This is a genomic window from Rufibacter tibetensis (genome assembly GCF_001310085.1).
GTDB classification, from domain to species: domain Bacteria; phylum Bacteroidota; class Bacteroidia; order Cytophagales; family Hymenobacteraceae; genus Nibribacter; species Nibribacter tibetensis.
On record NZ_CP012643.1, the window covers coordinates 5,045,218 to 5,071,194 of the forward strand.

26 protein-coding genes are annotated in these 25,977 nt (G+C 49.3%); 16 read left to right on the forward strand and 10 right to left on the reverse strand.

The features are described from left to right. Positions 1-581: 581 nt before the first annotated feature. Positions 582-2,162 (reverse strand): PQQ-dependent sugar dehydrogenase, encoded by a 1,581-nt coding sequence (locus tag DC20_RS20850; RefSeq protein WP_157593318.1) that lies wholly within the window; start codon positions 2,160-2,162, stop codon positions 582-584. A 1,136-nt stretch (positions 2,163-3,298) separates the two neighbouring features. On the opposite strand from DC20_RS20850, the gene DC20_RS20855 reads away from it, so the two are divergent. From DC20_RS20855 to DC20_RS20890, 8 genes are all read left to right on the forward strand, one after another. Next, positions 3,299-4,342 (forward strand): isochorismatase family protein, encoded by a 1,044-nt coding sequence (locus tag DC20_RS20855; protein ID WP_062545623.1) that lies wholly within the window; start codon positions 3,299-3,301, stop codon positions 4,340-4,342. Positions 4,343-4,454: 112 nt separating this feature from the next. Then, on the forward strand, positions 4,455-5,354 hold the full coding sequence (locus DC20_RS20860) for an EboA domain-containing protein (protein WP_062545624.1): 900 nt from the start codon (positions 4,455-4,457) through the stop codon (positions 5,352-5,354). A gap of 16 nt (positions 5,355-5,370) precedes the next feature. Continuing rightward, on the forward strand, positions 5,371-6,312 hold the full coding sequence (locus DC20_RS20865) for a TatD family hydrolase (protein WP_245652265.1): 942 nt from the start codon (positions 5,371-5,373) through the stop codon (positions 6,310-6,312). Between the two features lie 26 nt (positions 6,313-6,338). After that, on the forward strand, positions 6,339-7,220 hold the full coding sequence (eboC, locus tag DC20_RS20870) for a UbiA-like protein EboC (protein WP_245652266.1): 882 nt from the start codon (positions 6,339-6,341) through the stop codon (positions 7,218-7,220). Positions 7,221-7,915: 695 nt separating this feature from the next. Continuing rightward, positions 7,916-9,106, forward strand: coding sequence for a 3-dehydroquinate synthase (locus DC20_RS20875; RefSeq protein WP_062545627.1), 1,191 nt, complete (start codon positions 7,916-7,918; stop codon positions 9,104-9,106). A gap of 28 nt (positions 9,107-9,134) precedes the next feature. Beyond that, positions 9,135-10,409, forward strand: coding sequence for a metabolite traffic protein EboE (gene eboE, locus DC20_RS20880; RefSeq protein WP_062545628.1), 1,275 nt, complete (start codon positions 9,135-9,137; stop codon positions 10,407-10,409). Beyond that, entirely contained in the window at positions 10,354-11,781 is a 1,428-nt protein-coding gene (locus tag DC20_RS20885; RefSeq protein WP_062545629.1) for an alkaline phosphatase family protein, read from the forward strand. The genes eboE and DC20_RS20885 overlap by 56 nt, the downstream gene beginning before the upstream one ends. Positions 11,782-11,824: 43 nt before the next feature. Next, positions 11,825-12,322 (forward strand): GAF domain-containing protein, encoded by a 498-nt coding sequence (locus tag DC20_RS20890; protein WP_062545630.1) that lies wholly within the window; start codon positions 11,825-11,827, stop codon positions 12,320-12,322. A gap of 403 nt (positions 12,323-12,725) precedes the next feature. Here the strand turns inward: DC20_RS20890 and DC20_RS20895 are convergent, their stop codons facing one another. From DC20_RS20895 to DC20_RS23730, 4 genes are all read right to left on the reverse strand, one after another. Beyond that, a complete protein-coding gene (locus DC20_RS20895) occupies positions 12,726-14,114 on the reverse strand; it encodes a mercuric reductase (protein ID WP_062545631.1) in 1,389 nt (462 codons plus the stop codon). A 10-nt stretch (positions 14,115-14,124) separates the two neighbouring features. Continuing rightward, positions 14,125-14,406 (reverse strand): DUF427 domain-containing protein, encoded by a 282-nt coding sequence (locus DC20_RS20900; protein WP_062545632.1) that lies wholly within the window; start codon positions 14,404-14,406, stop codon positions 14,125-14,127. A 23-nt stretch (positions 14,407-14,429) separates the two neighbouring features. Then, a complete protein-coding gene (locus DC20_RS20905; RefSeq protein ID WP_062545633.1) occupies positions 14,430-15,665 on the reverse strand; it encodes a bifunctional alpha/beta hydrolase/OsmC family protein in 1,236 nt (411 codons plus the stop codon). A gap of 327 nt (positions 15,666-15,992) precedes the next feature. Continuing rightward, a complete protein-coding gene (locus DC20_RS23730) occupies positions 15,993-16,262 on the reverse strand; it encodes a nucleotide-binding domain-containing protein (RefSeq protein WP_062545634.1) in 270 nt (89 codons plus the stop codon). 341 nt (positions 16,263-16,603) lie between these two features. Between DC20_RS23730 and DC20_RS20915 the strand changes: the two genes are divergently transcribed. The 4 genes from DC20_RS20915 (at position 16,604) to DC20_RS20935 (ending at position 19,117) form a co-directional block, all read left to right on the forward strand. Beyond that, positions 16,604-17,158, forward strand: a complete 555-nt coding sequence (locus DC20_RS20915; protein ID WP_062545635.1) for a hypothetical protein — start codon at positions 16,604-16,606, stop codon at positions 17,156-17,158. Positions 17,159-17,197: 39 nt separating this feature from the next. Continuing rightward, a complete protein-coding gene (locus DC20_RS20920; RefSeq protein ID WP_157593321.1) occupies positions 17,198-17,491 on the forward strand; it encodes a hypothetical protein in 294 nt (97 codons plus the stop codon). A 647-nt stretch (positions 17,492-18,138) separates the two neighbouring features. Beyond that, complete coding sequence (locus tag DC20_RS20930) at positions 18,139-18,750, forward strand: DUF2911 domain-containing protein (protein ID WP_071885520.1); 612 nt, start codon at positions 18,139-18,141, stop codon at positions 18,748-18,750. A 61-nt stretch (positions 18,751-18,811) separates the two neighbouring features. After that, a complete protein-coding gene (locus DC20_RS20935) occupies positions 18,812-19,117 on the forward strand; it encodes a DUF6122 family protein (RefSeq protein WP_062545639.1) in 306 nt (101 codons plus the stop codon). A gap of 34 nt (positions 19,118-19,151) precedes the next feature. Here the strand turns inward: DC20_RS20935 and DC20_RS20940 are convergent, their stop codons facing one another. After that, positions 19,152-19,352 carry a recombinase family protein gene (locus tag DC20_RS20940; protein WP_062545640.1) on the reverse strand — a complete coding sequence of 67 codons (201 nt, stop codon included), beginning with the start codon at positions 19,350-19,352 and terminating at the stop codon, positions 19,152-19,154. 205 nt (positions 19,353-19,557) lie between these two features. Beyond that, on the reverse strand, positions 19,558-19,602 hold the full coding sequence (locus DC20_RS23735; protein WP_071885667.1) for a hypothetical protein: 45 nt from the start codon (positions 19,600-19,602) through the stop codon (positions 19,558-19,560). Positions 19,603-19,670: 68 nt separating this feature from the next. On the opposite strand from DC20_RS23735, the gene DC20_RS20945 reads away from it, so the two are divergent. Next, positions 19,671-19,898 carry a hypothetical protein gene (locus tag DC20_RS20945; RefSeq protein WP_062545641.1) on the forward strand — a complete coding sequence of 76 codons (228 nt, stop codon included), beginning with the start codon at positions 19,671-19,673 and terminating at the stop codon, positions 19,896-19,898. Between the two features lie 317 nt (positions 19,899-20,215). Here the strand turns inward: DC20_RS20945 and DC20_RS20950 are convergent, their stop codons facing one another. Together DC20_RS20950 and DC20_RS20955 are read right to left on the reverse strand one after the other, a co-directional pair. Further along, entirely contained in the window at positions 20,216-20,599 is a 384-nt protein-coding gene (locus tag DC20_RS20950) for a hypothetical protein (protein ID WP_062545642.1), read from the reverse strand. Positions 20,600-20,854: 255 nt separating this feature from the next. After that, entirely contained in the window at positions 20,855-21,565 is a 711-nt protein-coding gene (locus DC20_RS20955) for a hypothetical protein (protein WP_062545643.1), read from the reverse strand. Positions 21,566-22,778: 1,213 nt separating this feature from the next. Between DC20_RS20955 and DC20_RS20960 the strand changes: the two genes are divergently transcribed. After that, positions 22,779-23,984 carry a mechanosensitive ion channel family protein gene (locus tag DC20_RS20960; protein ID WP_062546071.1) on the forward strand — a complete coding sequence of 402 codons (1,206 nt, stop codon included), beginning with the start codon at positions 22,779-22,781 and terminating at the stop codon, positions 23,982-23,984. 69 nt (positions 23,985-24,053) lie between these two features. On the opposite strand, the gene DC20_RS20965 is transcribed toward DC20_RS20960, so the two are convergent. After that, complete coding sequence (locus tag DC20_RS20965) at positions 24,054-24,293, reverse strand: hypothetical protein (RefSeq protein WP_062545644.1); 240 nt, start codon at positions 24,291-24,293, stop codon at positions 24,054-24,056. A gap of 553 nt (positions 24,294-24,846) precedes the next feature. Between DC20_RS20965 and DC20_RS23620 the strand changes: the two genes are divergently transcribed. Both DC20_RS23620 and DC20_RS20975 read left to right on the forward strand, forming a co-directional pair. Further along, the gene (locus tag DC20_RS23620) at positions 24,847-25,020 is read left to right on the forward strand and encodes a four-helix bundle copper-binding protein (RefSeq protein WP_262506330.1); all 174 of its coding nucleotides are present in this window, start codon (positions 24,847-24,849) and stop codon (positions 25,018-25,020) included. 297 nt (positions 25,021-25,317) lie between these two features. After that, positions 25,318-25,770 carry a DUF305 domain-containing protein gene (locus tag DC20_RS20975; protein ID WP_062545646.1) on the forward strand — a complete coding sequence of 151 codons (453 nt, stop codon included), beginning with the start codon at positions 25,318-25,320 and terminating at the stop codon, positions 25,768-25,770. Positions 25,771-25,977 lie beyond the last annotated feature (207 nt).

The window sequence follows — 25,977 nt, forward strand, 5'->3', positions numbered from 1 at the left end:
GTAGGCGCCGAACTAGACATGGGGTACCCGAAAGTCATGGGGAGATATAAGCTAGGACCTTGTCCCATTTTCTTGAAAAGCATCCATTACACCCTGTGAATTTTGCGGTGTAGGAGGAAAAGTGTTGGTGTCATCGCTAAGGGGGTAGGCTACTTTTACTGGCAGGCCTATTTTCTACAGGCAGATACATTTAGGCGTAGAGGTCTTCGCCGAACTCCTCTCTAGTGCCGTCTAGTAGGAAACCAACCAGCAAAACACTTGGAGGTAAAGCCCCGCCTTTCTAAAGACTGGTCTTTAGAAAGGCGGGGCTTTACCTCCAAGTGTCCAAAGAACATAAGCGGAACTCTGCTTTCCAAGCCTAAGAAGCTGTTTAAATTTCAGTCTTTGCTTTACCTAGGGTAATCATAAAGCAAGTCATATAATTAGGAAGTGCCCCTCACATCCATTTCTCAAAGGAACCAACATACAAAAAGCTGGAACAGAATATCTGATTGGAATCAAAAAAGTTTCTAAGAAGAAGGCTCTGGTATATGTGCTAATTAATTGTCTCAGATATCAGAGTCTCTTTAATTTATGAACTTCTATTTTATTTTGGTCACTCTCCAGACCATGCCTGTCCCTCTGTCAAATTCCATCGGGAAATGTCCGTCTGCAATGCGCTTCAGGCTGGTGCGGTGTGATCCGAAATCAACGATGTACATAGCGCCGTCCGGCCCAAACTTTACATCATATGGTCTTTCTATTCCTTCGCCCAGCTGGCCTTGCTGAGAAGCGGGACCTATTTTCTCGTTTTGAATAAACGCATGCAAGGTGTTTTCACCGCTGCCGCTTGTCTCTACTCGGGCGATACGGTTGCCGGCAAACTTGTCCCGCATTGGGTTCGTAATCCACTGAAAATCGCCGTATTCAGGCACAAAAAGATGGTCGGCGTACTCTCCCCAGCTTTGAGGCGCTACATCTGGCTTTGAAGGAGAAGAGTTTACTTCATGCAGCGCCAGGATCATTGATTTATCTGGCTGTTCCAACCCACTTGCCTCATGGTCAATTAGAAAGTGGAGTTCTTTGGCAACCCTTTCTTTACCTTTAAAGGTAGGTGGAATAGCCGAACTGCTTGGTTTGAACTTTGCATCAATAACAGGTTCAAAATTGGCCGCAAAATCAGGCCATCCGTACCAGGCACCTTGTCTCACGCGGTAAGTGCCATCATGATAATCGTTAATTGGTCTGCCGGCAGCATTGTCATAACCATTTACAGCTATGAACATTTCATTTTCCCTGTTCCATGCAATACCTATGGCATTACGGAAGCCCCACGCATAAGGCATTACCGTAGCCTCGGCATTTTCCGGGTCAAACACCAGAATTGAACCGCCACACTTATTGCGGCCCTTAATTACCTGGCCTGGTTCGGTTGCTGTGCCAAAAGGCACAAAGGCACCAGTTAATACGGTCCCCTTGCCCCCTTCCCTAAAATCAGGCAGTTCAATGTTGTAACCTGTGAGTACAATATCTTTGGCCGTGGTAGGGTGCCCGTCAGGAGCCTTCAGCACAAACGGGATCATGTTTTCATCCATATACCCGGAGTTGCCGCCTATGCCCACACACACATACATTCTCCCGTCTCTCCCCACCCGTATGTCATTCGGCTGGTGGTCAGACTTGCTGTCAACAATTCCGCCCAGTATCTGCGTTACTTCACCATCTAGTGTTACCCTAGACACCGCACCATGAAAATCCATCTCTCTATGTGTTATATAGAAAGCTCCGTTGTGCCAGGTCATGCCTGATATGGCAGGATAGATTTTGCCATCAAGATTGACTACTTCCCTGAACATGCCGTCGGCTTCCAGGCGCAGAATCCTTGCCGAGGCATCTTCCTCATCCAGGAAGGTTCCTCCAGCCTCGGCTATGTACATATTGCCCTGGTCATCCCAGGTAACTGAAGTGGGGTAGGTAAGGCCTCCAGCTATTCTTTCTATTTCATACCCCTCTGGTAAACGAATCATTGGAAAGTTGGCCGAAGCCTTCAGCTTTTTACTATCAGCATCATGGCTTAACTCAGTGAATTTTTCCTTCATCATGTTAATGCCAACACTTACAGCCCCCGCTGCTGCAGAGGCCATAGTGCCGCGTCTGGTTTCTTGCTCTTCGTTCTGGTCCATAGTTTATATATCTTTAAGGTGAAAAGGTTATCAGGTATAAAAGGAGGAAGTTAATTGGACAGTTATTGCTGATTCACTACCAAGAAGAAACCCAAATTTATCTGAATGCCAAGGAATTACCTTTTAACTGATGAAATGCAAAAAGCAGGGAGTCTCTTTTTTACAAAACGACTGTTTTACTTTTTGGTTTTGAAATAGACGTTGCCCTAAAGCTTGTTAGAATTATAATAAACCAAGTAAGAAGAGGCAGATTAAAGTTTTGCCTACTGATTTATTGCGTAGCATTAGAAATGAATGGAGAGAAAGAAGTACGGGGACTGTTTCTAGTACTACTGATTTGCAGCGCGGAAGGCTGGTTTCATCATTCTCTTAATTTATGTAGGACTGTTTTTTCGTACTTGTAGACAGGAAGCATTTTTTATCCTGAAACGATACCGAAACCATGATGGCTCCTTTTATTTCCTGGGCAGTCTGCTCAGCCATTGTCTGGGCTTTTGACTTGTCATACTGTAACTGAAAAATAAAGGAAAAGCGCCAATCCAATCTTCAAAAAAACTTATGATAATTTTTGTGAATTTATGTACTGATTGAGTTGCCTCTAAGCCAATATTGTCCATTATACAACCAACGGGTGTATCAAAACAGCAGCTCTCCAACACCTGCACAATTTGTGAAAGGCGCCATTTACATGTTAGTTGCTCTGCATAGGCCAAGGAGCATAGGTTGATTTTCAAAAGTTCATGGTATATTATGAGCAGTTGCAGCATTAATTCTTCCTTGCTGGAAAATAATGGTATATACTTCCTTGTATATAATTCCTTTAAGCCAGCTACATGCTTTCCCTAAGTCAACCATGGAGGCTTTATGATACCCATTTCCCCTAAAAATCAGCTAGGTTTTGCCTATGATTGGCTCTTTGCTACCCTTCATTCTAGCCATGGGTAAGAACACCTTTGATGAATGTTGACGATTATTTTTATTAGGTTTTAGAAGGAGGTGTGCTTAGGATAGGGCATGCACTGCTATATAAATCTCCATCAGCCAACCGACCTGCAGGGTGCCCGTAGAAACGGGTAACAAAGCAGTGCTATAGCATCATAGGTTTATCCTTTTAAATCTTTACATACCAGTTGGTCATGAAACAAACATCCTCCCAAAGCTTCCATTTCAAGGCTACTTATTTGCCAAAGGCCGAAGACACGATTCCTTTTCCGCTGGACAAAACTGCTTTGTTAGTCATAGACCCTGTAAATGATTTTCTTTCGGAGGGTGGAGCGGTATATGAACTGACCAAAAACTCGCTTAAGCTTCAGGATACGATAACGCATCTTAAGCAGGCAATTGAAGGGGCGCGCGCAAGTGGGATACCGGTGCTTTACGGACCAATGGCTTACACAGAAGATGATTACATTAATGAGAAGTTGCAAAAACGAAGCGGCATTAACCGCATCATGTTTGAAAAGAAGATGTTTCTGGCGGATAGCTGGGGGGCAGACTTTCACCCCGACTTGCAGCCGCAGCAGGGAGATATAATTTTGCTGCCACATAAAACCTGCAATGTTTTCAGAAGCGACCTGCCCGACCATCTGCAACGGTTGGGTATCACGCACCTGGTAATTGCGGGCATGGCTGCAAATCTATGCTGTGAGTCTACGGCCCGCCATGCCATAGAAGACGGCTATGATGTAACTATGCTAAAAGATGCCATGGGCGCAACCAGCATTCCTGAATACGAAGCTGCAGTACATTTGAATTTGCCGTTAGTCTCCAATGCTGTGATTACAACAGAAGAGTTCCTGAGGGCCCTAAACACCATCACTGCTGCTCCTGAGCAAACCCTAAATGTACAGGAAGGAGATACCGTTAAAGGATCTGACAACGGCGATATAGGCACTGTGGAAAAGGTGGTGAAAGCCAGCGGTGGCACAGGGGGCTATATCCTGGTGCCACGGGGGCTGATCTTCAAGACAGACACCTATATACCAGTAGATGCTATTACCAAAAGAAGCGGTAATGCAGTGTTTATCAATGTACCTAAGATACTAGTGGGTGAAATGCCTTGGAAAGAGGCCCCTACACGAAAGGACTGGGAAGCCAAACAAGGACCTTCTGCCAAGGATGTGAAAAAGCTGTACCATTCCAGAACGGCGTCAGCCTTGGAGTTAAAGCCATTACCTTAGTTTACTGGCAAAAAGGCAAACAGCTATGGTTAGGGCAGTTCAATAACTTGGAAAATTAACAGCCGTACTACCTCAAATGTACACGAAAAGTCAACCCCTACCTTAATTCCTTATGCAAGTGTTTCAAGCTGATGTAGAAAAGTCCCGTGACTTTCTTTATGAATTATTCAAAAGAAACACTTCTGATGAAGCTACAGATTGGCTAAATGATAAGTTAGAAAAAGTTAAAGGTGCCAACAGTGCCAGAGAACTATACTGGGCCTTTAGCGCGGCTCCGCGTTTCGTAGGGAAAACTGTGTTACAGCTGCAAGAGAGCGAACTTAGTAAGGCTGACGTCCTGCGGCCAGGATTTAACCCTTCTAAATGGACCACCGACCAAACAGCCCGCACGCTTCTTCTACTTTCTATTCCGCACCAAGACCAGAACGAGTTCTTACATAAGCTAAACCAGCTCTTCAGCACGGCAGAGATGGGTGAGTTGGTGGCCTTGTATGCCAGCTTGCCACTACTTCCTTATCCTGGAGATTTTAAACTCAGAGCGGCTGAAGGCATCAGAACCAACATGGGTACGGTGTTTGAGGCTATTGCCCTGGACAACCCCTACCCCGCCGATTACCTGGACGAAGGGGCTTGGAACCAGCTGGTGTTGAAGACAGTGTTTGTAGGGAAGCCACTCTATCGCATTTACGGCCTGGAAATACGCAGCAATCCAACGCTTGCCCGCATCCTTTCGGATTACGCCCATGAACGCTGGGCAGCAGGGCGCACCGTAACCCCTGAACTTTGGCGGCCGGTGGGGCCATTCCTAAATGCGTTCCTGATGGAAGATATCAAGAGGGTATTCGCGCACCCGGAACAGATTCAGCAGGAAGCTGCCGCTTTGGCCTGCTCCCAAAGCAACTTCATTCCAGCTAAAGAGCTGCTGGAAGCACACCCAGTCCTGAAAAACAAAATAGAAACCGGAGAGCTTAACTGGAATTACATCGGCCGCAAATCTCTGCCGGCAAACTAACCTAATCCTTTTCACCATGGCACCAGAAAAAATGATGTTTATTGACCCGCATATTCACATGACTTCCCGGACAACAGACGACTACGCCCGGATGCAGGAAGCCGGCATTGTTGCCATTATTGAACCCTCTTTCTGGTTAGGGCAGCCGCGTACTGAAATTGGTTCCTTTAAAGACTACTTCAGCAGTTTGCTGGGCTGGGAACGGTTTCGGGCAAGTCAGTTCGGGATCAAACATTACTGCACCATAGGCCTTAATTCAAAAGAAGCCAACAACGAGGCCCTGGCCGAGCAGGTAATGGAGCTTTTGCCGCTTTTCGTCCTCAAAGAGGGCGTAGTGGGGGTTGGCGAAATTGGCTACGATGACCAGACAGCCGCCGAAGACAAATATTACCGGCTACAACTTGACCTGGCCAAAGAGGTAGGACTGCCGGTGCAGATTCATACCCCGCATCGCGATAAAAAGGCGGGCACCATCCGGAGCATGAAGGTTGCCATGGAACATGGAATCAAGCCCCATATGGTGATTGTAGACCATAATAACGAAGAAACCGTGAAAGACACCCTGGATGGAGGTTTCTGGGCCGCTTTCACCATTTACCCTAACTCTAAAATGGGTAACGAGCGCATGGTAGAGATTGTGAAGCAGTACGGCACAGAGCGGATTATTGTGAACAGCTCGGCAGACTGGGGGGTAAGTGACCCATTATCGGTTCCTAAGACAGCTTCGCTAATGCTGGAGCGAGGTATACCGGCAGAAGATGTCCGTATGGTATGCTACCAAAACGCCCTAGATGCATTCGGGCAGAGTGGCCAGATGAACGAATCTGATTGGCTACAGCCGGCAAACGTTGACCAACGCGATAAATTCCAGGATAACTCAGTTCTTAGAGGGGGGCAGACTCCTGTAGTGGGAGAGTTTAAAACTAGAAACGAACTGAAAGAAAACATTGTAAAGTAATGGAGATAGGTGCCTATATCAGATTGATGCGACCAGCTAATATTGTGACTGCCATAGCAGATATTCTGATGGGTTTTGCGGCTTCAGGTGCCTTTCTCTCTCTAACGGTTGGTGGATACAGCTCTTTCTCTTTTACAAGCCTGCTGCCACTCTTATGGCTGGTACTTTCTACTATTGGCCTATATGGCGGCGGTGTGGTTTTTAATGATGTCTTTGATGCAGACCTGGACAGGCAGGAGCGGCCTGAAAGACCAATTCCCAGCGGCCAAGCCACTGTTTCAGGTGCCGCCGTTCTTGGGGCTTCTCTTTTAGCCGTAGGTATACTGGCAGCCTGGCAAGTGTCAGAACTTAGTGCCTTCATAGCCATTGCAATTGCCGCCTGTGCCCTGCTGTACGACTGGAAAGGCAAGCACCATGCTCTACTTGGCCCTGTGAATATGGGAGCCTGCAGAGGGGGTAACTTGCTTTTAGGTATCAGTGCCATTCCAGCTGCCGTAGAGCAGTTCTGGTACTTGGCGTTAATTCCCATTGTGTATATAGCAGCTATAACCATGGTCAGCCGCGGCGAAGTACATGGGGGCAGCAGCTCGGCTTTAAAGGGAGCTGTTTTACTGTATACCATGGTAATAGGCGGTATTATCAGCTTAACCCTATTACCACAATTTAACGTATGGTATAGCCTGCCTTTCCTGCTGCTGTTTGCTTTCCTTATTTTTCCGCCACTTTTTAAAGCCATGCCAACCAAAGAACCTGCCTCTATTATGCGGGCAGTGAAAGCAGGCGTATTGGCCTTGATTGTGATGAATGCAAGCATGGCGGCAGGATTTGCCGGTTGGCAGTATGGGCTTCTGGTGCTTTTGCTCCTGCCTGTGTCACGCTACATTGCCAAGAACTTTGCCGTTACGTAAGTTCTAAAAAGCGACTTGTATATGGAAGCTGTTTAGAGCTTTTTAAAACTTGGGTTTATAAGCGACAAAAGTGTTTCGGCAGATTTTTGCTATGGCCATTTGCAGCAAAATGCTAAATTTAAACGTGCTCAAAACTCAACTTTAGTATTTTAGATATCGCACGCATTTCGTCCCCCTTTGAAGGCAGTGCCGTTAAGTTCTAAAATTTTCACTGGTTCAAGTTTTCAACTTGGACCTATAATGACTTGAAGTTTATAACTTCAGTGAGGCGCGAGCCCCAAAATATGTAACATTTACAAGGCAACCTTGACAAAAGCAGGCCATTGATGCAGAACTTAACAGCCCTGCCTTTAAAGGGGGATGAACGGGAATACCATGCAGGGCCAGGCAACTTCTTGGTACATTTACTTTTGAATGTCACCCTGAACTCAGGATATGTAAAAAAATTAAGAAGGCTTTATTTAAGCACTAAAAGCTCTTTTTTCTAGTTATAAAAAAGCTAAAGCCGAACTTAGAGAATTTAATTTTTTGCAGGCGGAATCTCCCGCTTTTGCACTCGTCTGCAATAAGGCTTCTGTTTTCAGGCTGTTTTCTAATAGTAGCCTGAAAACGCAAAACCAAGCGGAAACTTACGCCAGGTATGCCACTTGAAAATAGGATGTAAAAACCCCTAACAGGTTCATCAACGTATTTCTATGAAACCAATCATACAAGAATTCAAAGTACCCTTTACCTACGGCGTCTATTTTACAGAAGGCATTTTCAAGAAGGAGAATAACCTTCTGGCCGATATCGTAAAATTAAAAGATAGCAGTGCTGCACCGACTAAGGTGCTTTTTGTATTGGATGAAGGGGTAGCAAAAGCACACCCAAAAATAGCTAATGATATAGCTGCTTATTCCGCCTATCATTCTGATACCCTAACTGCAGTTGCCGCTCCTGTGCTGATACCTGGCGGAGAAGAGGCTAAGAACAATCCGGCTTTGTTGAACCAAGTGCTGGAGGCTATCAACGATTTAGGGGTGTGCAGGCACTCTTACCTGGTGGCCATTGGTGGTGGTGCCGTGTTGGACATGGTAGGTTTTGCCGGCGCAACGGCACATAGGGGCATTCGCCTTATACGAATTCCAACCACTGTGCTTTCTCAGAACGATTCTGGCGTAGGCGTGAAGAACAGTATGAATGCCTTTGGTAAAAAGAACTTCCTGGGCACGTTTGCACCGCCTTTCGCTGTACTTAACGATAGCAATTTTCTGCTCACTTTAGAAGACCGCGACTGGCGCGGCGGCATAGCGGAGGCCGTGAAAGTGGCCCTGATTAAAGATGCCGCTTTTTATGAACAGATAAAGCAAGATGCACAAAACTTGGCCGCCCGGAAAATGGCACCCATGCAGGAACTGATTTTCCGTTGTGCCGAGATGCACATGGAGCACATTGGCGGCGGCGATCCCTTTGAGTTTGGTTCATCAAGACCCCTGGACTTTGGGCACTGGGCGGCGCATAAGTTGGAGCAGATAACCAATTATGAGCTACGCCACGGAGAGGCTGTTGCCATTGGCCTTGCCTTGGACGTCACGTATTCTAAACTGGCCGGCATGTTGAGCGAAAAAGAGTGCGAAGATATTTTAAATCTTCTATCAGACCTGGGCTTTGACCTATATGTGCCGGAGCTGTCAAAAGGGTTAGAAACACCAGCCCAAAAGCTACACATTTTGCAGGGGTTGCAGGAGTTCAGGGAGCATCTGGGAGGAGAATTGACCATCATGCTGCTTCAGAAAATAGGCGTTGGCGTGGAAGTGCACCACCTGGATGAGGCTTTGATTTTAGAAGCTGTGAACCAGTTGCAGCAATGGCAGACTGTCAAATTACTTGCCCCTACCGCGTAAAGCCTTTACTACACTTATAATTTTGAAAATGCGCGTAAACGACCACCTACATTTGTCTTATTGCACCAACATTCACCCTGGTGAAACCTGGGAAGATGTCTTTAGTAATTTACGAGAGTATTTGCCAACCCTTAAAAATAACCTGTCTCCTGACAAACCATTCGGTATTGGGCTGCGCCTTTCAGATCTGGCAAGCAGAGAATTAGCCCAACAACACATACTTGCAGACTTTCAGGAATGGCTGGAAAAGCATGGACTGTATGTGTACACCATGAATGGTTTCCCGTACGGAGGATTTCATAACCAGGTAGTAAAAGACGGGGTACACAAACCAGACTGGACCACTAACGCCCGGTTGGAGTATACCAAACGGCTGGCTCATATCCTGGCAACGCTTCTGCCCGAAGGTTTGGAGGGCGGCATCTCCACCTCGCCGCTATCTTACAAACCCTGGCACCCTAGCCAAGCCGAAACGGATACGGTTTTCGCCAGCGCCACCGCGAACCTACTGGAGCTGGTAGATTCCTTGCTTCATATCAGGAAACAGACCGGAAAGACTATCCACATAGACCTGGAGCCAGAGCCGGACGGATTGCTTGAGAACAGCGAAGAGATAATTAGATATTTCCAGAATTGGCTACTTCCGAAAGGAATTAAAAGGCTAAGTGAGGACCACAGCTATAGCCCAACCATGGCTAAGGAAACCATACTAAACCATATGCAGGTTTGTTATGATGTTTGCCACTTTGCGCTTGCCTTTGAACAGCCAGAAGAAGCATTTGCGAAGCTTACTTCCGCAGGCATTAAAATTGGCAAAATACAGCTAAGCGCGGCCTTGAAAGTAAGATTGCCTTCTGATGCCACGGGTAGAGCAGCCCTAAAAGAAACGCTTTCCCCTTTCGCTGAGTCAACCTACCTGCACCAAGTGGTGGCAAAGAACCATGATGGTACCCTTACCCACTACACCGACCTTGATTTGGCTTTAGATGCCATACAGGAAACTAATGCCCAAGAGTGGAGAACGCACTTTCATGTGCCGCTTTTCACAGATACATATAACGGCTTGCAATCAACCCAAGAAGATATACAACAGGTTCTGGCGCTCCTGAACAAACAGCACATCACCCATCACCTGGAAGTGGAGACCTATACCTGGGAGGTTTTACCTGAAGGATTAAAAACAGATTTAGCCCACTCCATTCAGCGGGAGTTGGAGTGGGTCATTGAAACTATAACCGAAAACCAACATGCAAAAAACGGTGGTCATCAACGTGGTGGGGCTCACCCAATCGCTCATAGGTAAGCATACACCCTTTTTAGCGGAGTGGTCTGCGCAAAAAGCAAAGGGGGCAGCTATCCGTCCGGTATTTCCTGCTGTGACCTGTACTGCCCAGGCTACTTATCTCACAGGTAAAACCCCGCAGGAGCATGGTATTGTAGGCAATGGCTGGTATTTTCATGAAGAGTGCGAAATAAAGTTCTGGAGACAGTCAAACAAACTGGTTCAGGCTGAAAAAGTGTGGGAAACCGCTAAAAAGCTTGACCCTTCTTTTACCTGCGCCAATATGTGCTGGTGGTACAACATGTACTCTTCCGCTGATTACTACCTTACCCCAAGACCACAGTATCTGGCCGATGGGCGTAAGCTACCCGACTGTTACACCCACCCCGCCAGTTTGCGCGATACGCTGCAGCAAAAATTAGGAACCTTTCCGCTGTTCCATTACTGGGGGCCTAAAACCTCTATCAAGTCAAGCAAGTGGATTGCCGATGCGTCTAAAATAACAGATGACCTGTATGACCCGACGCTTACGCTCATCTACCTGCCGCACCTGGATTACAACCTGCAACGCATGGGCTCAAGCGATACCCGCATTGCCACCGACCTGCAAGAAATTGATGCCGTATGTGCAGACCTGATTACCTACTATGAAGCCAGAGGTGCCAATATAATTGTACTGTCAGAATATGGTATTTCAGCAGTAAACCAACCTGTGCACCTGAACAGAGTGCTACGCCAGCATGGCTTTATTGCCTTAAGGGAAGAAAGAGGTTTGGAGCTTTTAGATGCAGGTGCCAGCGAAGCCTTTGCCGTGGCAGACCATCAGGTAGCCCATATCTATGTAAAGGACAGGAGCCGGGTGGAAGAAGTAAAAAGGATTATCGGACAGGTACCGGGTGTGGAAGAAGTATTGGCCGGCAACGAACGAAACAAATATAGCTTGGGCCATGACCGCTGCGGAGAACTGGTAGCAGTAGCCCGCAAAAACGCCTGGTTCACTTACTACTATTGGCTTGATGATAAAAAGGCCCCGGACTTTGCGCGAACGGTAGAGATACATAAAAAGCCTGGATATGACCCGGTAGAAATGTTCGCAGACCCCAAAATAAAGTTTCTATTGCCCTTGGTTGCCACTAAACTCCTCAAGAAGAAGCTAGGGTTCAGAACGTTGATGGATATCATTCCGCTAGACGCCACGCTTGTGAAAGGTTCGCATGGGCGCATTCCTGATACGAAAGACGAATGGCCTGTCTTCATCACCAACAAGAGCGAATTGGCTCCTTCAGCAGATATTCCGGCCACGGAGGTCTACCAACTTATTCTCCACCACTTGGGGGCAAAGCAGCAGCAACATACGTTTGATATGCCTCAGATTAATCCTGTCCTGAACTAAGATTTAGCGAACTACAGCAAATTTTCATTTAAATGTTGATTATATGCCTTCTACTTCTTCTGCCATTCTAGCCACCCTTCAGCACCATGCATCAGCAATTAATTGGCAACAGCTTCTTTCTGAGATAATTTCGTCTTTTGACTGCACTACTGGCACCATCCATTTCCTTGATAAGGATTCTGGAATGTTAAAATTGAAAGCACAACAGGGTATACCCGAGTTCCTAGTGCCTAAATTATCAGAAATTCCAATTGGAAAAGGAATGGCGGGTATTGCTGCTGAACGGAAGGAGCCGGTCGAGATGTGCAATTTACAGACGGACAATTCAGGTGTGGCCCGGCCCGCAGCAAAGGAAACGAAAGTGGAAGGCTCCATTGCAGTTCCAATGCTACTTAAGGGAAATCTTTATGGCACGCTTGGAATTGCAAAGCCTGTTCCTTATGATTTTACGAAAGAAGAGCAAAACTCTTTGATGCAGATTGGGGAAGAAATGAGCCGCTACATCCAGGAACATGCTACGGCAGGTAGTAGTAGTGTCTGAAGCGCATATCATTTAATACTTATTTTCTTTTATGGTATAATAAGTATCAGGTTATTTACGGATAATTTTATGGTCATAATCATGTGTTATCGGTTGGAGTACATAAAACTTAACAGTTTTATGTACTCCAAGGGACTTTATTTTCTTCTATGAAGGATGGCGCTGTTCCCATACGTAGACTTACCCTCCATTTGTGAAAACAGTGTAGTGAAAGGGGAGTTTCCCTATATGTTGCTTTGTTTTCCTCTAAATTTGTCATGGAATTGAAATAGCCGATTCCATCCAATCCTGCTTTTCGTATGCTGCTGGTTTTCTCCCACTTGGCATCTATAAAATCATACCTGCAATCATAAGAGCTAGGCACCGACCTACTTTCCAATATCAATGTACTTACAGGCCTGAATCATTCCTCTTTCTCCAGTTTCATGAAAAGGGTATTCAGCGATTCGGCATAGAGCGGATGCGCAAACACCATGTCTTTTATTTGCCGCCAGGTAACATTCCCCACCATGGCCATTTGCAGCACCGACATGACTTCACCGCCCTCCTGCCCCACGATAGCCACTCCAAGTATCTTGCCGGTACCGGCATCTACAATTGCTTTCATCATGCCCCGGGTGTCGCCGATTTCTATGGCCCGGGCTACATGAGCCATCGGTAGGGTAGCAACTTTTATATTCAGGTTACTTTTCCGGGCTTCCTGTTCGGTTATACCTACCCTGCCTAACTGCGGATCGGTAAACATGGTATAGGGCACCATCCGGTTTTGGATGGAATCGTTTTTTCCCTCCACCAGGTTTTCATAAAGTATCAGGTAATCGTTGTAGGATATGTGGGTGAAGGCCGGTCCGCCCTTAACATCACCGATGGCATAGATACCCGGCGCTGAGGTTTCCAGTCTATCATTTGCTTTTATGTAGCCGCGCTTATCCAGCTCCACCCCGGCGGCCGGTAAATTCAAGGTATCAGTATTGGGCGTACGGCCGGCTGAGACCAGGATATGGGAACCCGTAATTATTCTTTCTTCGTCACCTATTTTCAGGGTAACGTTAAGGTATTTCCCCTCCTTTTGCACCTTGGTGGTTTGCGCCCCGGTGATTACCTGAATACCTTCTGCCTCCAGAAATTTTAGTACTTCGGCGGCAATGTCTTCATCCTCCCGGGGTAGCAACCTTTGGTTATGGTCCAGTATCGTTACCTGGCTGCCAAAGCGGCGGTACATCTGGCCGAATTCCAGACCAATGTAGCCGCCCCCCAGAATAATCAAACGTTCGGGTACTTCCTCCAGCTCTAGGAGGGTGGTAGAGGTAAGGTAATCTGTCTCTCTTAAACCTGCTACATCGGGAAGGGCAGCCCGGGTACCAACGTCAATAAATATTTTATTGGCGGACAGGGTTTCTTCTCCACCATCTTTTAAAGTAACCCGCAAGGTTTTTCTATCTATAAAAGAGGCTTCACCTCTGATAAAGCACAGGTTTTCAGTTTCTTCCATTCCCTTTTCTGAACCTTGGCGAAAACTCTCCACTACTTTTCTTTTGCGCTCCAGTACGGCCGGCAGGTGTAATTTAAAATCGTTGACTTCTACTCCCCATTTACCTGCCTGAGCTACGGTATAAGCCACTTTGGCCGAAGCAATCATTGTTTTGGTGGGGGTGCAGCCCACATTTACGCAGGTGCCGCCGGCATATTGCTTTTCTACCAGCGCAACGTTCCAGCCCTGCTGGGCTAATTTCATAGCCAGCGGCGTACCACCCTGTCCTGAACCGATAATAATGGCTTCATATTGTTTCATCTGAATTATTTTACTGTATTACCTCTACGCCTTTCCAGAAGGCCACCCTGTTTTTAATTTGTTTTACGGCATCCTTTGGTTCGGGGTAATACCAGGCAGCATCCTTATTTCTTTCGCCATTTACTTGCAGCGTGTAATAAGATGCCAGTCCCTTCCAGGGGCAGGTGGTATGGGTATCGGAGGGTTGGAGGAAGTCTTTTTTTACTGCTTCTAGGGGGAAGTATTGGTTGCCTTCCACCACAACGGTATCATTGCTTTCGGCAATTACCTGATTATTCCAAATAGCTTTCATGAATTTATTCTGTTAGGTTTAGTTTAATCAGGAGTGCCTGAATTTTTAGGGTCAGGCAAAAGAGTGGTACTTATTTTTACGGGTTTGTGCAGCGTTTTGTGCACGGGGCACCTTTCCGCTATTTCCAGAAGCCGCTGCCGCTGCTCCTTAGTCAGGTTGCCTTCCAGCTCTATTTCCCGCCATATATGGTCCAGGAAAGATTTCTTTTCGGGGCTTTCGGAATCTACCTCATGCACCTTTTCGTGGTGCAGGTGCACGAGAACATTTTGCAGGGGCCACTTTTTGCGGTCAGCATACAGGCGCAGGGTCATGGCCGTGCAGGCGCCCAGCCCGGCAGTCAGCAGGTCATAGGGCGTTGGCCCCAGGTTAAGTCCCCCTACCGATTCCGGCTCATCGGCCATAAAGGAATGTCCGCCCGCCATTACCTCAGTGGTCAGGGCATCCGGGCCAATGCGGACCGCCACGCGTTTGCGGGCGTTAATGGGTTCCGCTTCGGGCAGCTGCAGGTAGCGTTTTACCCAGGAGCCAATGACCTCCCCCGTGTAGAAAGAGTCTTCAGGGTTACTGAGCAAATGGTCTGCCCCATCTAACGAGATGAAACTTTTAGGGTGTCGGGCCGCTTGGTAGATGTCTGCGGCATTGTCAATGGAAACCACAACATCCTGGGGAGCGTGCAGCACCAGCAAAGCCTTACCCAAGGTGTTTATGGCCAGTTTTGGGTTAAACTCGCTTAAATCATCCAGAAATTCTTTTTTTATGGGAAAAGGCCTTCCTCCTATGTTTACCATGGCCACTCCTTCCCGTTCAATGGTTTCCAGGTCATCATGCAACAGATGGCGGACGTGGGCCGGGTGGCAGGGCGCCCCTATGGTGACCAGGGCCTTTACCGTGGGTAATGAATTGGCTGCCATGAGCACAGCCGCCCCGCCCAAGGAGTGGCCAATGGCCAGGACGGGGGCTTTGTAATGCTGTTCCAGAAAATGGGCGGCACTGACCAAATCGGACACATCAGAAGAAAACCCAGCCTGTTCAAAATTTCCATCACTCTGCCCCAGCCCGGTAAAATCAAACCGGAGCACCGCAATACCCTGCAAACTCAAAGCCCTGGAAATATTACGGATAGCGGTGAGGTTTTTAGAGCAGGTAAAGCAATGCGCGAACAAGGCGATAGAATGGGGACGGCCATCAACCGGCATTTCCACCCTGCCAGCTAACATTTGGCCTTTTGAGTTGGGAAACGTAACAGGTATGCTTTTCATAGATTAAGTAGGTTTTTAGCAACCACCTTCTACTCACCTGCATAAAATCACGGCCAGAAGTTGAAGGCTTCAATAATCTATTAACGGTAACCGTCCACGTAAAGCTGACCAAACTAGCAATTTGTCGGCTGACGGACTTGTGTAAAGTTCATCCTACAAGAAATAATTTGACCATACAACACAGTACCTCTATGGGAATGTTTTAGGCCCTTTGATTTCCTTTTGGAAAGTGCTTAGGTATAATAGATAGTACTTCCAAAACAACAACTGGCCCCTTTGCCCCCACAGTAAGCTGATAGTCAGATTTTTTTTTGGCCGTATGTATTACTAACTTACCTCACATTTTCCGTCTTTGACAATGAAGTACTCAACCCAATGAATTCCCATATAACAGGAATACTCCTTTTGGTTGAGGACACATTGGCAAAGGTTGCTGGAGTAAAATATACCTTTCCATAAACCAATTTCCTTGGCTGCCTCATAGCATGTGCTCACGATTTGCCAATACTTATCGCAGGGTTTAGGCACATCAGTGTTTGCCACGAAGAAGATATCTGGTCTTTTGGGTATGACCGTATTTCCATCGATGTTACTCACCTGCCTTTATCATCTTTGTAGTGCCCGTGCACTTCCACAATGTAGGGGTTAACCCTCGGCCATTGGGGTACCTGAAGATGAGAGACAATCAGCAGTGCGGGGAATAGTTGCCTAGCTGATAGCGCTCTCTTATGCTTTCCCTCATACCTTCCGCCCTTGCAGATTACAGGATTTCAAGCTAGCTCGCAGGTAATAGGCCTAACTGGGTTTTTATAATCATATTTTATTTTGATATATTCGCCAAGCGCATTCTTCTTGTACAATTCTTTGTCAGTGTAGCCGGCAAGTGCAGGGAGAGGGGATTCATTTGTCATTTATCTATGGAAAATTATTAGGTGTGCATGATATTATCTTTACTTCGGAAGGCATATAATTCAATATTTGGCACTGACGCCTCCTCTTTCCTGAGGGCGCAGAAGGTACCCATAGATTGCCGCGCCGGTATCCACCTAAAGCGAATACCGGAGGTTGACTCCAGGAGAATACCCACCTACCCTAGGTTCACGGTTTATGACCTGGACATAAGCGAGGGGGAGGACCAGCTCATATTCGACTCCAGCGACTTCGACGTCGTCAACGCCAGGCTGGGCGGCACGATCCAGAAGGGCGGCTTCCTGCAGCTTGGGCCCAAGAGGTACCTGGTGGCCGATGTGCAGGTCGAGCTGATGGGGTGCTTCGATGACTACTCGCTGGACCAGTACTGCCACTCGGGCGGGATCCACCGGCACTCCAAGGTATACCAGGGAAGGCCCGTGCCCTATAACGTCCTGATGGTGACGAAGGTGCGGCGGGCAGTGCCGGCCACCACTTTGCCGGGCACCTCCTGGGAACACCTTTTAGGCAGGGCGACGGCCAGCCCGCTTGCCGAACCGCTTCTTGCCGTACATCAGGGATAAACAACAGGGATGCCGTACAGGGAAAAAAGCAATGGGGAATTGGCCCGGATACTGGCCGAGGTCGAGGGGCTGGGGGACGCGCACGGCAACAACGGCCATGCGCTTGCCGACCAGATGGGGAAGGCGCAGCTGGTTTTCGGCGGCCTGGCCAACCACGGGTTCACCGAGGACCACTTGGACCACATCATCAACTACTGCCGATCGCGGGTGGAGTACGTGCTGCACCAGGTGGAGCGCGGGGAGCGGGAGGATGCCTACCAGTTGGCCAAGCTGACCTTGGGCTACTACCTCAGGAACAGCCATATGGATACCGGCAGCGAGCTGGAACTCTGACGGGGCAAAACAAGGTTCCCCTGGGGACGACACTTATGGGAGCGTCGGACCGGTAACCACTTCCTGTTGCTGGGCTTACTGTTCGATAGGGCTCCAGGAACACAGGTAAATCCTTCGCACTCATTAGAAGTTAGTAGAGTCTCCCCTCTTCCGCTTCCTGTCCCTTCCCTGATGCCAAGTTTGACTAGGCTTCCTTTGTGCCTTGCCCACTTACTACCGCCAGCTGCCTCTCGGCAATTTCCGGGACCGGGACCTTCAACCATCCAAGCGGGGCAGGGTCTTTGGTGGAGGGTTGCTTTCATGGACCTACCTGCCAGTGTGTCCCATGCTTCCCTGCAGCATGGGACCGCTTCGATGGTTTCCCTTGCCTTAAGCAGGTTGGCGAGCACGGCCGCCTCCAACAGAGCCACCTGCGCCGCAACCTGTTCAGGCTGTTCCCGCATGGCTCTCTCAAGGAGCCACAATTCACTCTGTGCCGTCCTTATGAGCCGTATGACGTGGGCTTGGGGCTCTCTCAGTATGATCATGGTACTTTCTGGATTTGCGCTCTACTTTGTCTCCTCACTTCTATAAGAAAGCTTTGTAAGCAATCGGGCGCAAAGCTTTCTTAAGTTTCTTTTACTAATATTACACCTTTAAAAACTATCATGAAAAATAATTTCGCCGCTCTCGCACTCATGGCTTCTATGGCCGTCTTCATGAGTGCCTGTACTTCCTCTACTCAAGAAACCCCGCCGGAGCAGGCAGCTCCTGTAGTGCAGGAAGACACGCCTGGCAATACGGCGGCTCAACAGGACACCATCAAGAAGAGTATTCCATCCCAAGCACAGGGTGCCATCGGTGGAACAAGTATTAAAATTAGTTACCATGCACCGGGTGTGAGAGGCCGCGTGATCTGGGGTGGCTTGGTAGCCTTGGACCAAGTATGGGTCACGGGGGCGCATAAAGCAACGGCTGTCACCTTTGATAAGGAAGTAATAATAGACGGGAAGGAAGTGGCAGCGGGTACTTACGCCTTTTTCACTATACCAGGGAAAGAGGAGTGGACCATCATTTTAAACAAAGATCATGAACAACACCTGGCAGATAACTATGACCAGGAAAAAGACATTCTGAGGGTAAAAGTAAGTCCAGAAATACTAGGACAGCATCAGGAAAGGTTGAAGTTTGAGATTACTTCCACTACTCCCACCAAAGGTGCAATCACCGTTGCCTGGGACAAAGTCCGGGTCTACTTGCCAGTAAGCACTGACGCGTAATAAACCCTATGGCAAGGGCAAACAATTATTTTTCTTCTCCTAGATATGCAGCAATATTAGCATGAGTAGCGCTTTCCTTTTACATATGGTGTTGCACGTGGTTGTTCCGGTGGCTATTGCCTGGGTTTTCTATCGGTCAATATTCAAGCGGGCTTCCTTGTTGCTGTTGGCAGGGATCCTGATTGACCTTGACCACCTGCTGGCCAACCCAATCGTTGATCCAAACCGGTGCAGCGTAGGGTATCACTTGCTCCACCAATACTGGCTCATCCCAGTGTATGGACTACTAGTTATTTTCCCTAGAACCCGGCTGGTAGGCATTGGGCTTGGGATACATATAGTTCTTGATTACATAGATTGCCTCTAACGGGCATTAACAACGCCATTGCATTGAAATCAAATCATGGAAACAATACAAGACCCAGGGCTCGTTGAAGCTCCTGCCTCTCCCCTATTGACTTGCAGAAGCCGGATATCTTCTCGGAGAACACCTTCACGACCTCATAGACTGTTTCTTTCAAGTCCTTCACCTGCCGGTCGGTGGTCTGCCCGCTTGTGGAGACCCGGGTGTAGATGACGGCTTTGGTAGGCGCTTCTTTCACTTGCCTATTACTTCAATTTTGACATTTGCTAGAAGTGAAACGAAAGTAAGAGACACAACCTGCTTAAACTGGAGCAAATAAGTAATTTGAAGCAGGGATTAATTTGAAATAATCTTCCCTTAGGAAGCATATTCATTATAGCTGGTTCAAAGTATGTTTTTCCTCCCGCACATAGGCAACCCAGCTGTATAAACTTGGCCCCCGCTTAAACGAAGTTGTATATCAGCCAGGGGCAGTCAATACGATCAATCTTCGGATGTTCTCGGGTGACCTATCTCATATTTCGACTCCAGCGACTTCGACGTCATCAACTCAAGGTTGGGCGGCACGATCCAGAAGGGCGGCTTCCTGCAGCTTGGGTCCAGGAAGTACCTGGTGGCCGATGTGCAGGTAGAGTTGATGGGGTGCTTCGATGACTACTCGCCGGACCAGTACTGCCACTCGGGCGGGATCCACCGGCACTCCAAGGTATACCAGGGAAGGCCCGTGCCCTATAATGTCCGGATGGTGGTGAAGGTGCGGCAGGTTGCCCCGGCCACTACTTAGTTACCGTGAACACCCCTCAACGGAGTTTATAACCGAGCAGAGAAAGTTTTCCTGCACTATGTTGGTTGTTTAAGCCAAGACCTTTTACAGTACAGATGGAGGCGAGGCAGGGCCTACCCTTTTGCCAGAGCGAAAACACAGTAGAAAGGACCAGAACAAAGGGAAGGCACAGTAGCCCCTGTGCATCCATCCGATCAGCCAGCTTTCAGGCAATCCCAAGGCCAATCCCGAGCATTTATTACCCTGCTATGCAGCGAGACCGAAGGGAAAGCCCTGTTTATCTAGGAGAGGGCTTTCCGTTTCAATGACCCAGGAGGTCACTGAATTTGGTGCTCTGCCTTCACCTCGAACTTGCCCTCCGAATCCTTCGTCTGGTCGACCTGCTTGGCCACCTCAACATCGTTCAGGAAGATCGTGCCCGCCAGGCTGGCAGAGGTGCTGCCCTTTGCCTTGGCCTGAAGCTGGAGTTTCTGTTTTGAGGGGTGGGTGAAGGTGGTGTCCCACCCGTTGGCGAAACTCTTCTTAACACTATAGTTGATATTGTTAATGTTATATTTTATCTCCTCAACTCCATCCCCATCCACAACATACCTGACCTTGTAGGCCTCTGCCCCATCTTCATCCGAGCAAGAGAAAAACCCCAGGCCTAAGGCCAGAAACAGAATTTTGCACACTTTTTCCATCAGTTCTTTTTTTCTCAAAGAAAGGCGATGTATTCGGCATTCGCAAACGCGATTTTTTTCATGTATGTGCTTAATACAATTCTTTGTTGCAGGCAAGAGGCTTGGGGAAAGGATTTGACACCGGTTACCTTTTCCCATTCGGCGTACGCTATCATATTCTTGCAACAAGCTCCGCCACCCAGTGGGGGGATCGGTTTATCGCATAATGCCAAAACCACTGCCATTCCTGGCAGTGGTCTCGGTGAAAGGGGGCAAGCCTGGTTAAGGGCAGTGCTATTGCACGGGGGAATAGGCTGTGGGCACCTCGTAGAACCTCAGCTGCAGTACCTTCAGGCCGCTGTTGTCGTAGTCCCAGTAGTACCCCTCCAGCTCATCGCTGAACAACGGGTAGCGCACCGGGTTGTCTATCCCGTCATCCGTGATGTCGGCCACTATGCTGAGCAGCTGGTCGGAGACATTCTGGAACTTGGAGCCGCCTTTCTCCCGCATGGTCACCAGTGACTCCAGGCTGCAGACGTCCTCGCCGGTGGCCACGTCGGTGGCGCAGGTGGTGACTACCACGCCCCCGCCCGGCTTGCCAAGGGCCCGGGCATAGACGGAGTACGAGGTGAGCCCGTCCCCATCGGCGTCAGGGCTGGGCAGCTGGAAGGTCGCGCCGTCCCCGTCAGTCCCGTTGGCGTCCAGCACCCTGAACGCGCCGTCGGTCAGGTCCGCGTTCGCCAGGTTGATCTTGGTCTTGCCCTCCAGGTTGACGAAAATACGTTGGCCACTGTTGCTGTCCATGGGAGCCGACTTCCCTTTCGGGACGCCGATGATGTTGAGGTTGTAATGAGCGCCGCTGGGGGCACCGTTGCCGGTCAGGGAGGCCGAGGACTCTACTCTAAGCGCATCGGGGGCGATGCCCTCTTCTTCCGAGCAGCTGGACAAAAACAAGGCCGGGACCAGCATGGCCCCCATCAGTTTGGATAGGTTGGGTTTGAACATAGAGTGTAGGTTAAGTGATTAAAATAATAATGCAATTATTAATTTTAATGTTTATAATTAAATATTCATTATCACAAATCCAAACTCCTTTATATTAATTTTTTATAATATTTGAAAATACTATTTAGAAGAAACTTTATATATAAAATCTTTAATACTCACATTGATTGTATGAAAAATTCTTAACGACTTTCATTGAACTAAACTGTTTACTATCCCATGCCTTGCACCGCAAGGAATAAAGGCATGGGATAGATAGATTCATGTTGAAGGGCATACACAGGGTCCATAGCCCTAATGCCTATCGCCAAAACTTTCCAATTGCCCAAGCCTGGCGGTATGCGAAGAGCTCCTGGCTGGATATCGAATAGCCTTATAGCGGCATACCTCTACCAAGGCTTTTTCAAAGATACGAACCAATGGAAAGCGGTGACAAGGGAAACTTTGCGGTAAAGCTATGTTTTACCCTCTTTTGAACTTTCAAACTACAGGATATTCTACTCTATCAATCTATATGACACTGCACTGTATTACACTGATGATTAGTTATAGGTAAGGCTTAGATAGTTTCACTCAATTGATAACCAAAATTGTGTAAACCTATGAGACTTTGTCAATCACCATAGCTTAAATGTTTGAGGGACATAAGAGTCGCCTTATATTTAAAAGCGGATGATAGCCAGGACGTTTAAAGCGCTTTGCGCCAGACTGGGCGTGTCTACTTACTCGTTGTGGCATTTTTTCCTACACAAACAGGTAAGGCCCTGCCATGGAAGTTTTCCGTGGAAAAAGCAACCGTAACCCTACCCATATTGTTTGGCAGAGGCGGATGAGGCAAAGTTTAGTCAATCAGTTACTCAGTCAGGCTAGTAAGGTGCTTGGTGGCACTATCTGCACTTATAGCGCTATGAGCATGCTTAGCCTTCTAAATAGTTCCGGGAGACAGGGAGGGTAAAATATTTTGTCAGCCTCAGGCCTAGCAGCCTGCCTTGGCTGCGTATAAGCCAAGTGCCGGCTCAGCCTAAAAGCCGAAGTAAGTACGCCAACCTATCCTATCAACCCTCCAGCTATAGTGACTATGCCTTCTTCACCTAAAAGAACCCGTGCAATCACCCCAACCCACAAACAAACACAAACCAGGCGGGCCAAATCCCAAGTCGGCAAAAAACCCCGTACCCGGTTAGGCAGGAGAAGGATAAGCGCCAGGTCCGCTGTGAAGGGGGCGGAAAACAGGCTCAAGAACTTCAGGCAGGCGTCCATGCTCGCGGTGGCCATCACCGGCTTCATCATGCTTTTGGTCACCCCTGGGGAGGCGGGGTTGGCCCGGCAGGATCCTTTGGTGGAAGATAGCGCAGCCTCTGCCGAAGACCTCGGCGCGGGAACTCCCGAAGACACTGCCTTCGCGGACAGTGTGCAGGCCTTGTCTGGCAAGGAAGCGACGGACGAAGCCCTGGGGGCCATACAGACCCTATGGGACAGCTTCCACTACAACCTCCCCAAGTTCCTGATCGCCTTGGGGACCCTGCTCCTGGCTTGGGCCGTAACCTGGCTCCTCAGGAAAGCGCTGCAGAGGCTGATCGGGAACTACCATACCTCCGGGGCCGTCATCTCGCTGGCCTCCATCTCGGTCTGGCTTCTGGGGATCGGGATAGCGTTTAGCGTGGTCGCGGGCGACATACGGGCGCTGGTGGGTTCCCTAGGGTTGATCGGCCTGGCCCTCTCCTGGTCCCTGCAGACGCCGATAGAGAGCTTCACTGGGTGGCTGCTGAACTCCTTCAAGGGGTATTACCGGGTCGGGGACAGGATCAGGGTGGGCGAGGTATTCGGCGACGTGTACCGGATCGACTTCCTGGCCACCACCGTGTGGGAGATCGGCTCGCCTTTCCAGGCTGGCTTCGTGCATGCCGAGCAGCCCACCGGCAGGATGGTCACCTTCCCCAACAACGAGATCCTCACCGGCACGGTGACGAACCTGACGGGGGACTTCCCCTTCCTGTGGGACGAGCTGTCCATCGCGGTGGCGAACGAGTCCGACATCCCACTATCGGTGAAGGTGCTGGGGGACGTCGCCTCCAAGCTGCTGGGGGGCTACATGGAGGAGCCCGCTAGGCAGTATGCCCAGATATTAGGGAGGGCAAGGCTGCAGTCCGACGTACCCGGCAAGCCCCAGGTGTATATCTCCCTGGAGGACTCGTGGACGAGCCTGACCATCCGCTACCTGGTCGGGGCCAGGGAGCGCAGGAAATGGAAAAGCGAGCTTACCCTGCGCGTGATTCAGGAGTCCGCCAGACCGGAGTACGCGGGCAGGATCATACCCGTCTACCCACGCCAGCAGGTGCAAGTCATTGGGCCATCCGGGCTCCCCATGGATGCCGGGCCTTTCGGGGGCAGCCCCGGAGAGGACAGGGAAGGTGTATAGGCATCCTCCCCGCTGCCAGCCGGCCCTTCTATGGCAAACGGCTGAAAAGCCCGGCTAGGGTCGGAGCCGCTACAGCCCTTCCCCGCCCGTGCCAAGCACCCGTAGGACCTCTATCTCGAACCCTGCCTTCCGAACGGCGTCTTCTATGGCCTGCGGGTTCGGGTTCTCCCCCGAGACGCTCAGGATATTCCCCTCGCTCCCCGGGTCAACGGCCCACCTGCTGATGGCCCCTTCATTGTTCAGGAACCCGGAGACCCTGCCGATCTCCTCCTCTCCCTCGATGTTGGTTTTGAACTTCAGTAACTTCATCTCAGAGTTGTTGCTTCAGCTTTGGTATACCCCCAGGGCCGAAACTTTGTTCCGTCCCAAGGGCCAACCATACCCTGACCGTCTTGTGACAGGCCTGGCCTCACCGCATGGCACCCGTCTTCTGTTCGCCTTTCAAAGGATTCAGTTTCATAAGGCCCGGGGGCCCCGCCCAAGGCGCTAAGGGGAAGGGTACCACCGCATGGCGGCGAAACACTGGCGGGGGGGGATGTCTGCCGCGGGTGAGCCTTGCAAAGCATCCCTGCGCTGAGGTGGCGTCAGGGTTTTCCCCAAACCCTTTACCTTAAGCCTCGTTTTTATAAAATCATGCATGGGCGACAGCGCTACTGAAGGCTGGGAGACAACGGATTTAAAGGAACGAGCTAACCCAAAAAACTATGAATTACCAACAGTTCGAGAAATGCATCATTGCCTGTTACAGATGTGCCACCGAATGCGGCAACTGCGCCACCTCCTGCCTGAAGGAGCCGGACGTGAAGATGATGGAGCGGTGCATTGAGCTGGACCTGCTCTGTGCCGCCTGGCGGCCATGGCCATGGCGCGGGCCGATGAGCACACCCTGGATTACGTGAGGCAGATATGCGGCCTGTGCGCCACCATCTGCGAGGCCTGCGGCGCGGAGTGCGCCCAGCACGAGTCCGAGCACTGCCAGCGTTGCGCCAGCGCCTGCATGCAGTGCGCCGAAGAATGCAGAAGCATGGCTGCCTAATCAAGGGTTGCCCTGGAGGAAGGGTGCAGCCATCGTAAACCAGGGAAAGCGGGGCAAACTCGCGATTTCCCTGGCTTTCTTATGCAGGCGACTTTTGAAGGCACTTGGCCCCAGGGAAAGCTCTCCCTTCTTCTTGCTGCGGCGAGAAAGCCCCTCCCCCCGGCAACCGCCGCAGCCATGGTCGGGATAGGGCACTGAATATTTTGAAAGGGATAAATAGTAAAGTTCCCTACTATTCCCTACTATAAGACAGGCCCATTCAGACCATGATATCATTATAACCAGCAACTAACAAGCATGGAAAACAACAACTACCTAAAGTTCGCCCTCATGTTAGCCGTCTCGTTTCTGATCATGTACGCCGTGATGTTTGTGAACGTGGACAGGCTTGAGCACATCTACCTGAGCACCACCAGGCTTTACATGACCTTGTTGATGGTCTCGCCCATGGCCGTGGTGATGCTGCTGCTGATGCGGGGTATGTACAAGAACACCTCCTTGAACCTGGTGATCATCGCGACGAGCTGTGCTGTGTTTGCAGGGGCCTTCCTCCTGCTGAGGAACCAGGTACCCATAGGTGACGGGCAGTACATCAAAGCCATGATCCCTCACCACTCGTCCGCGATCCTGGTCAGCCAGGAGGCAGACATCAAAGACCCTGAATTGAAAAAACTGGCCGAGGGGATCATTGCCTCACAGGAGAGGGAGATTGCCGAGATGAAGGCGATACTGAACAGGGTGGAGGACTGAGGATCCTTTGCCTGCCCACGGCGCTCAACAGTAAAATAAACTCCTTTGGTATTTTTAAGAAACGCTTTCTGCTTTTGAGGTTTTCTCTGGAACATACACGACAACCTAAAGAGAGCGTATATGTACCCAAAATGAGTTGCGTAACGATCTAGAACCAAAATTTATGTAATACTTAGGGAAGACTCACTTTGCTTAAATGGCTCATAC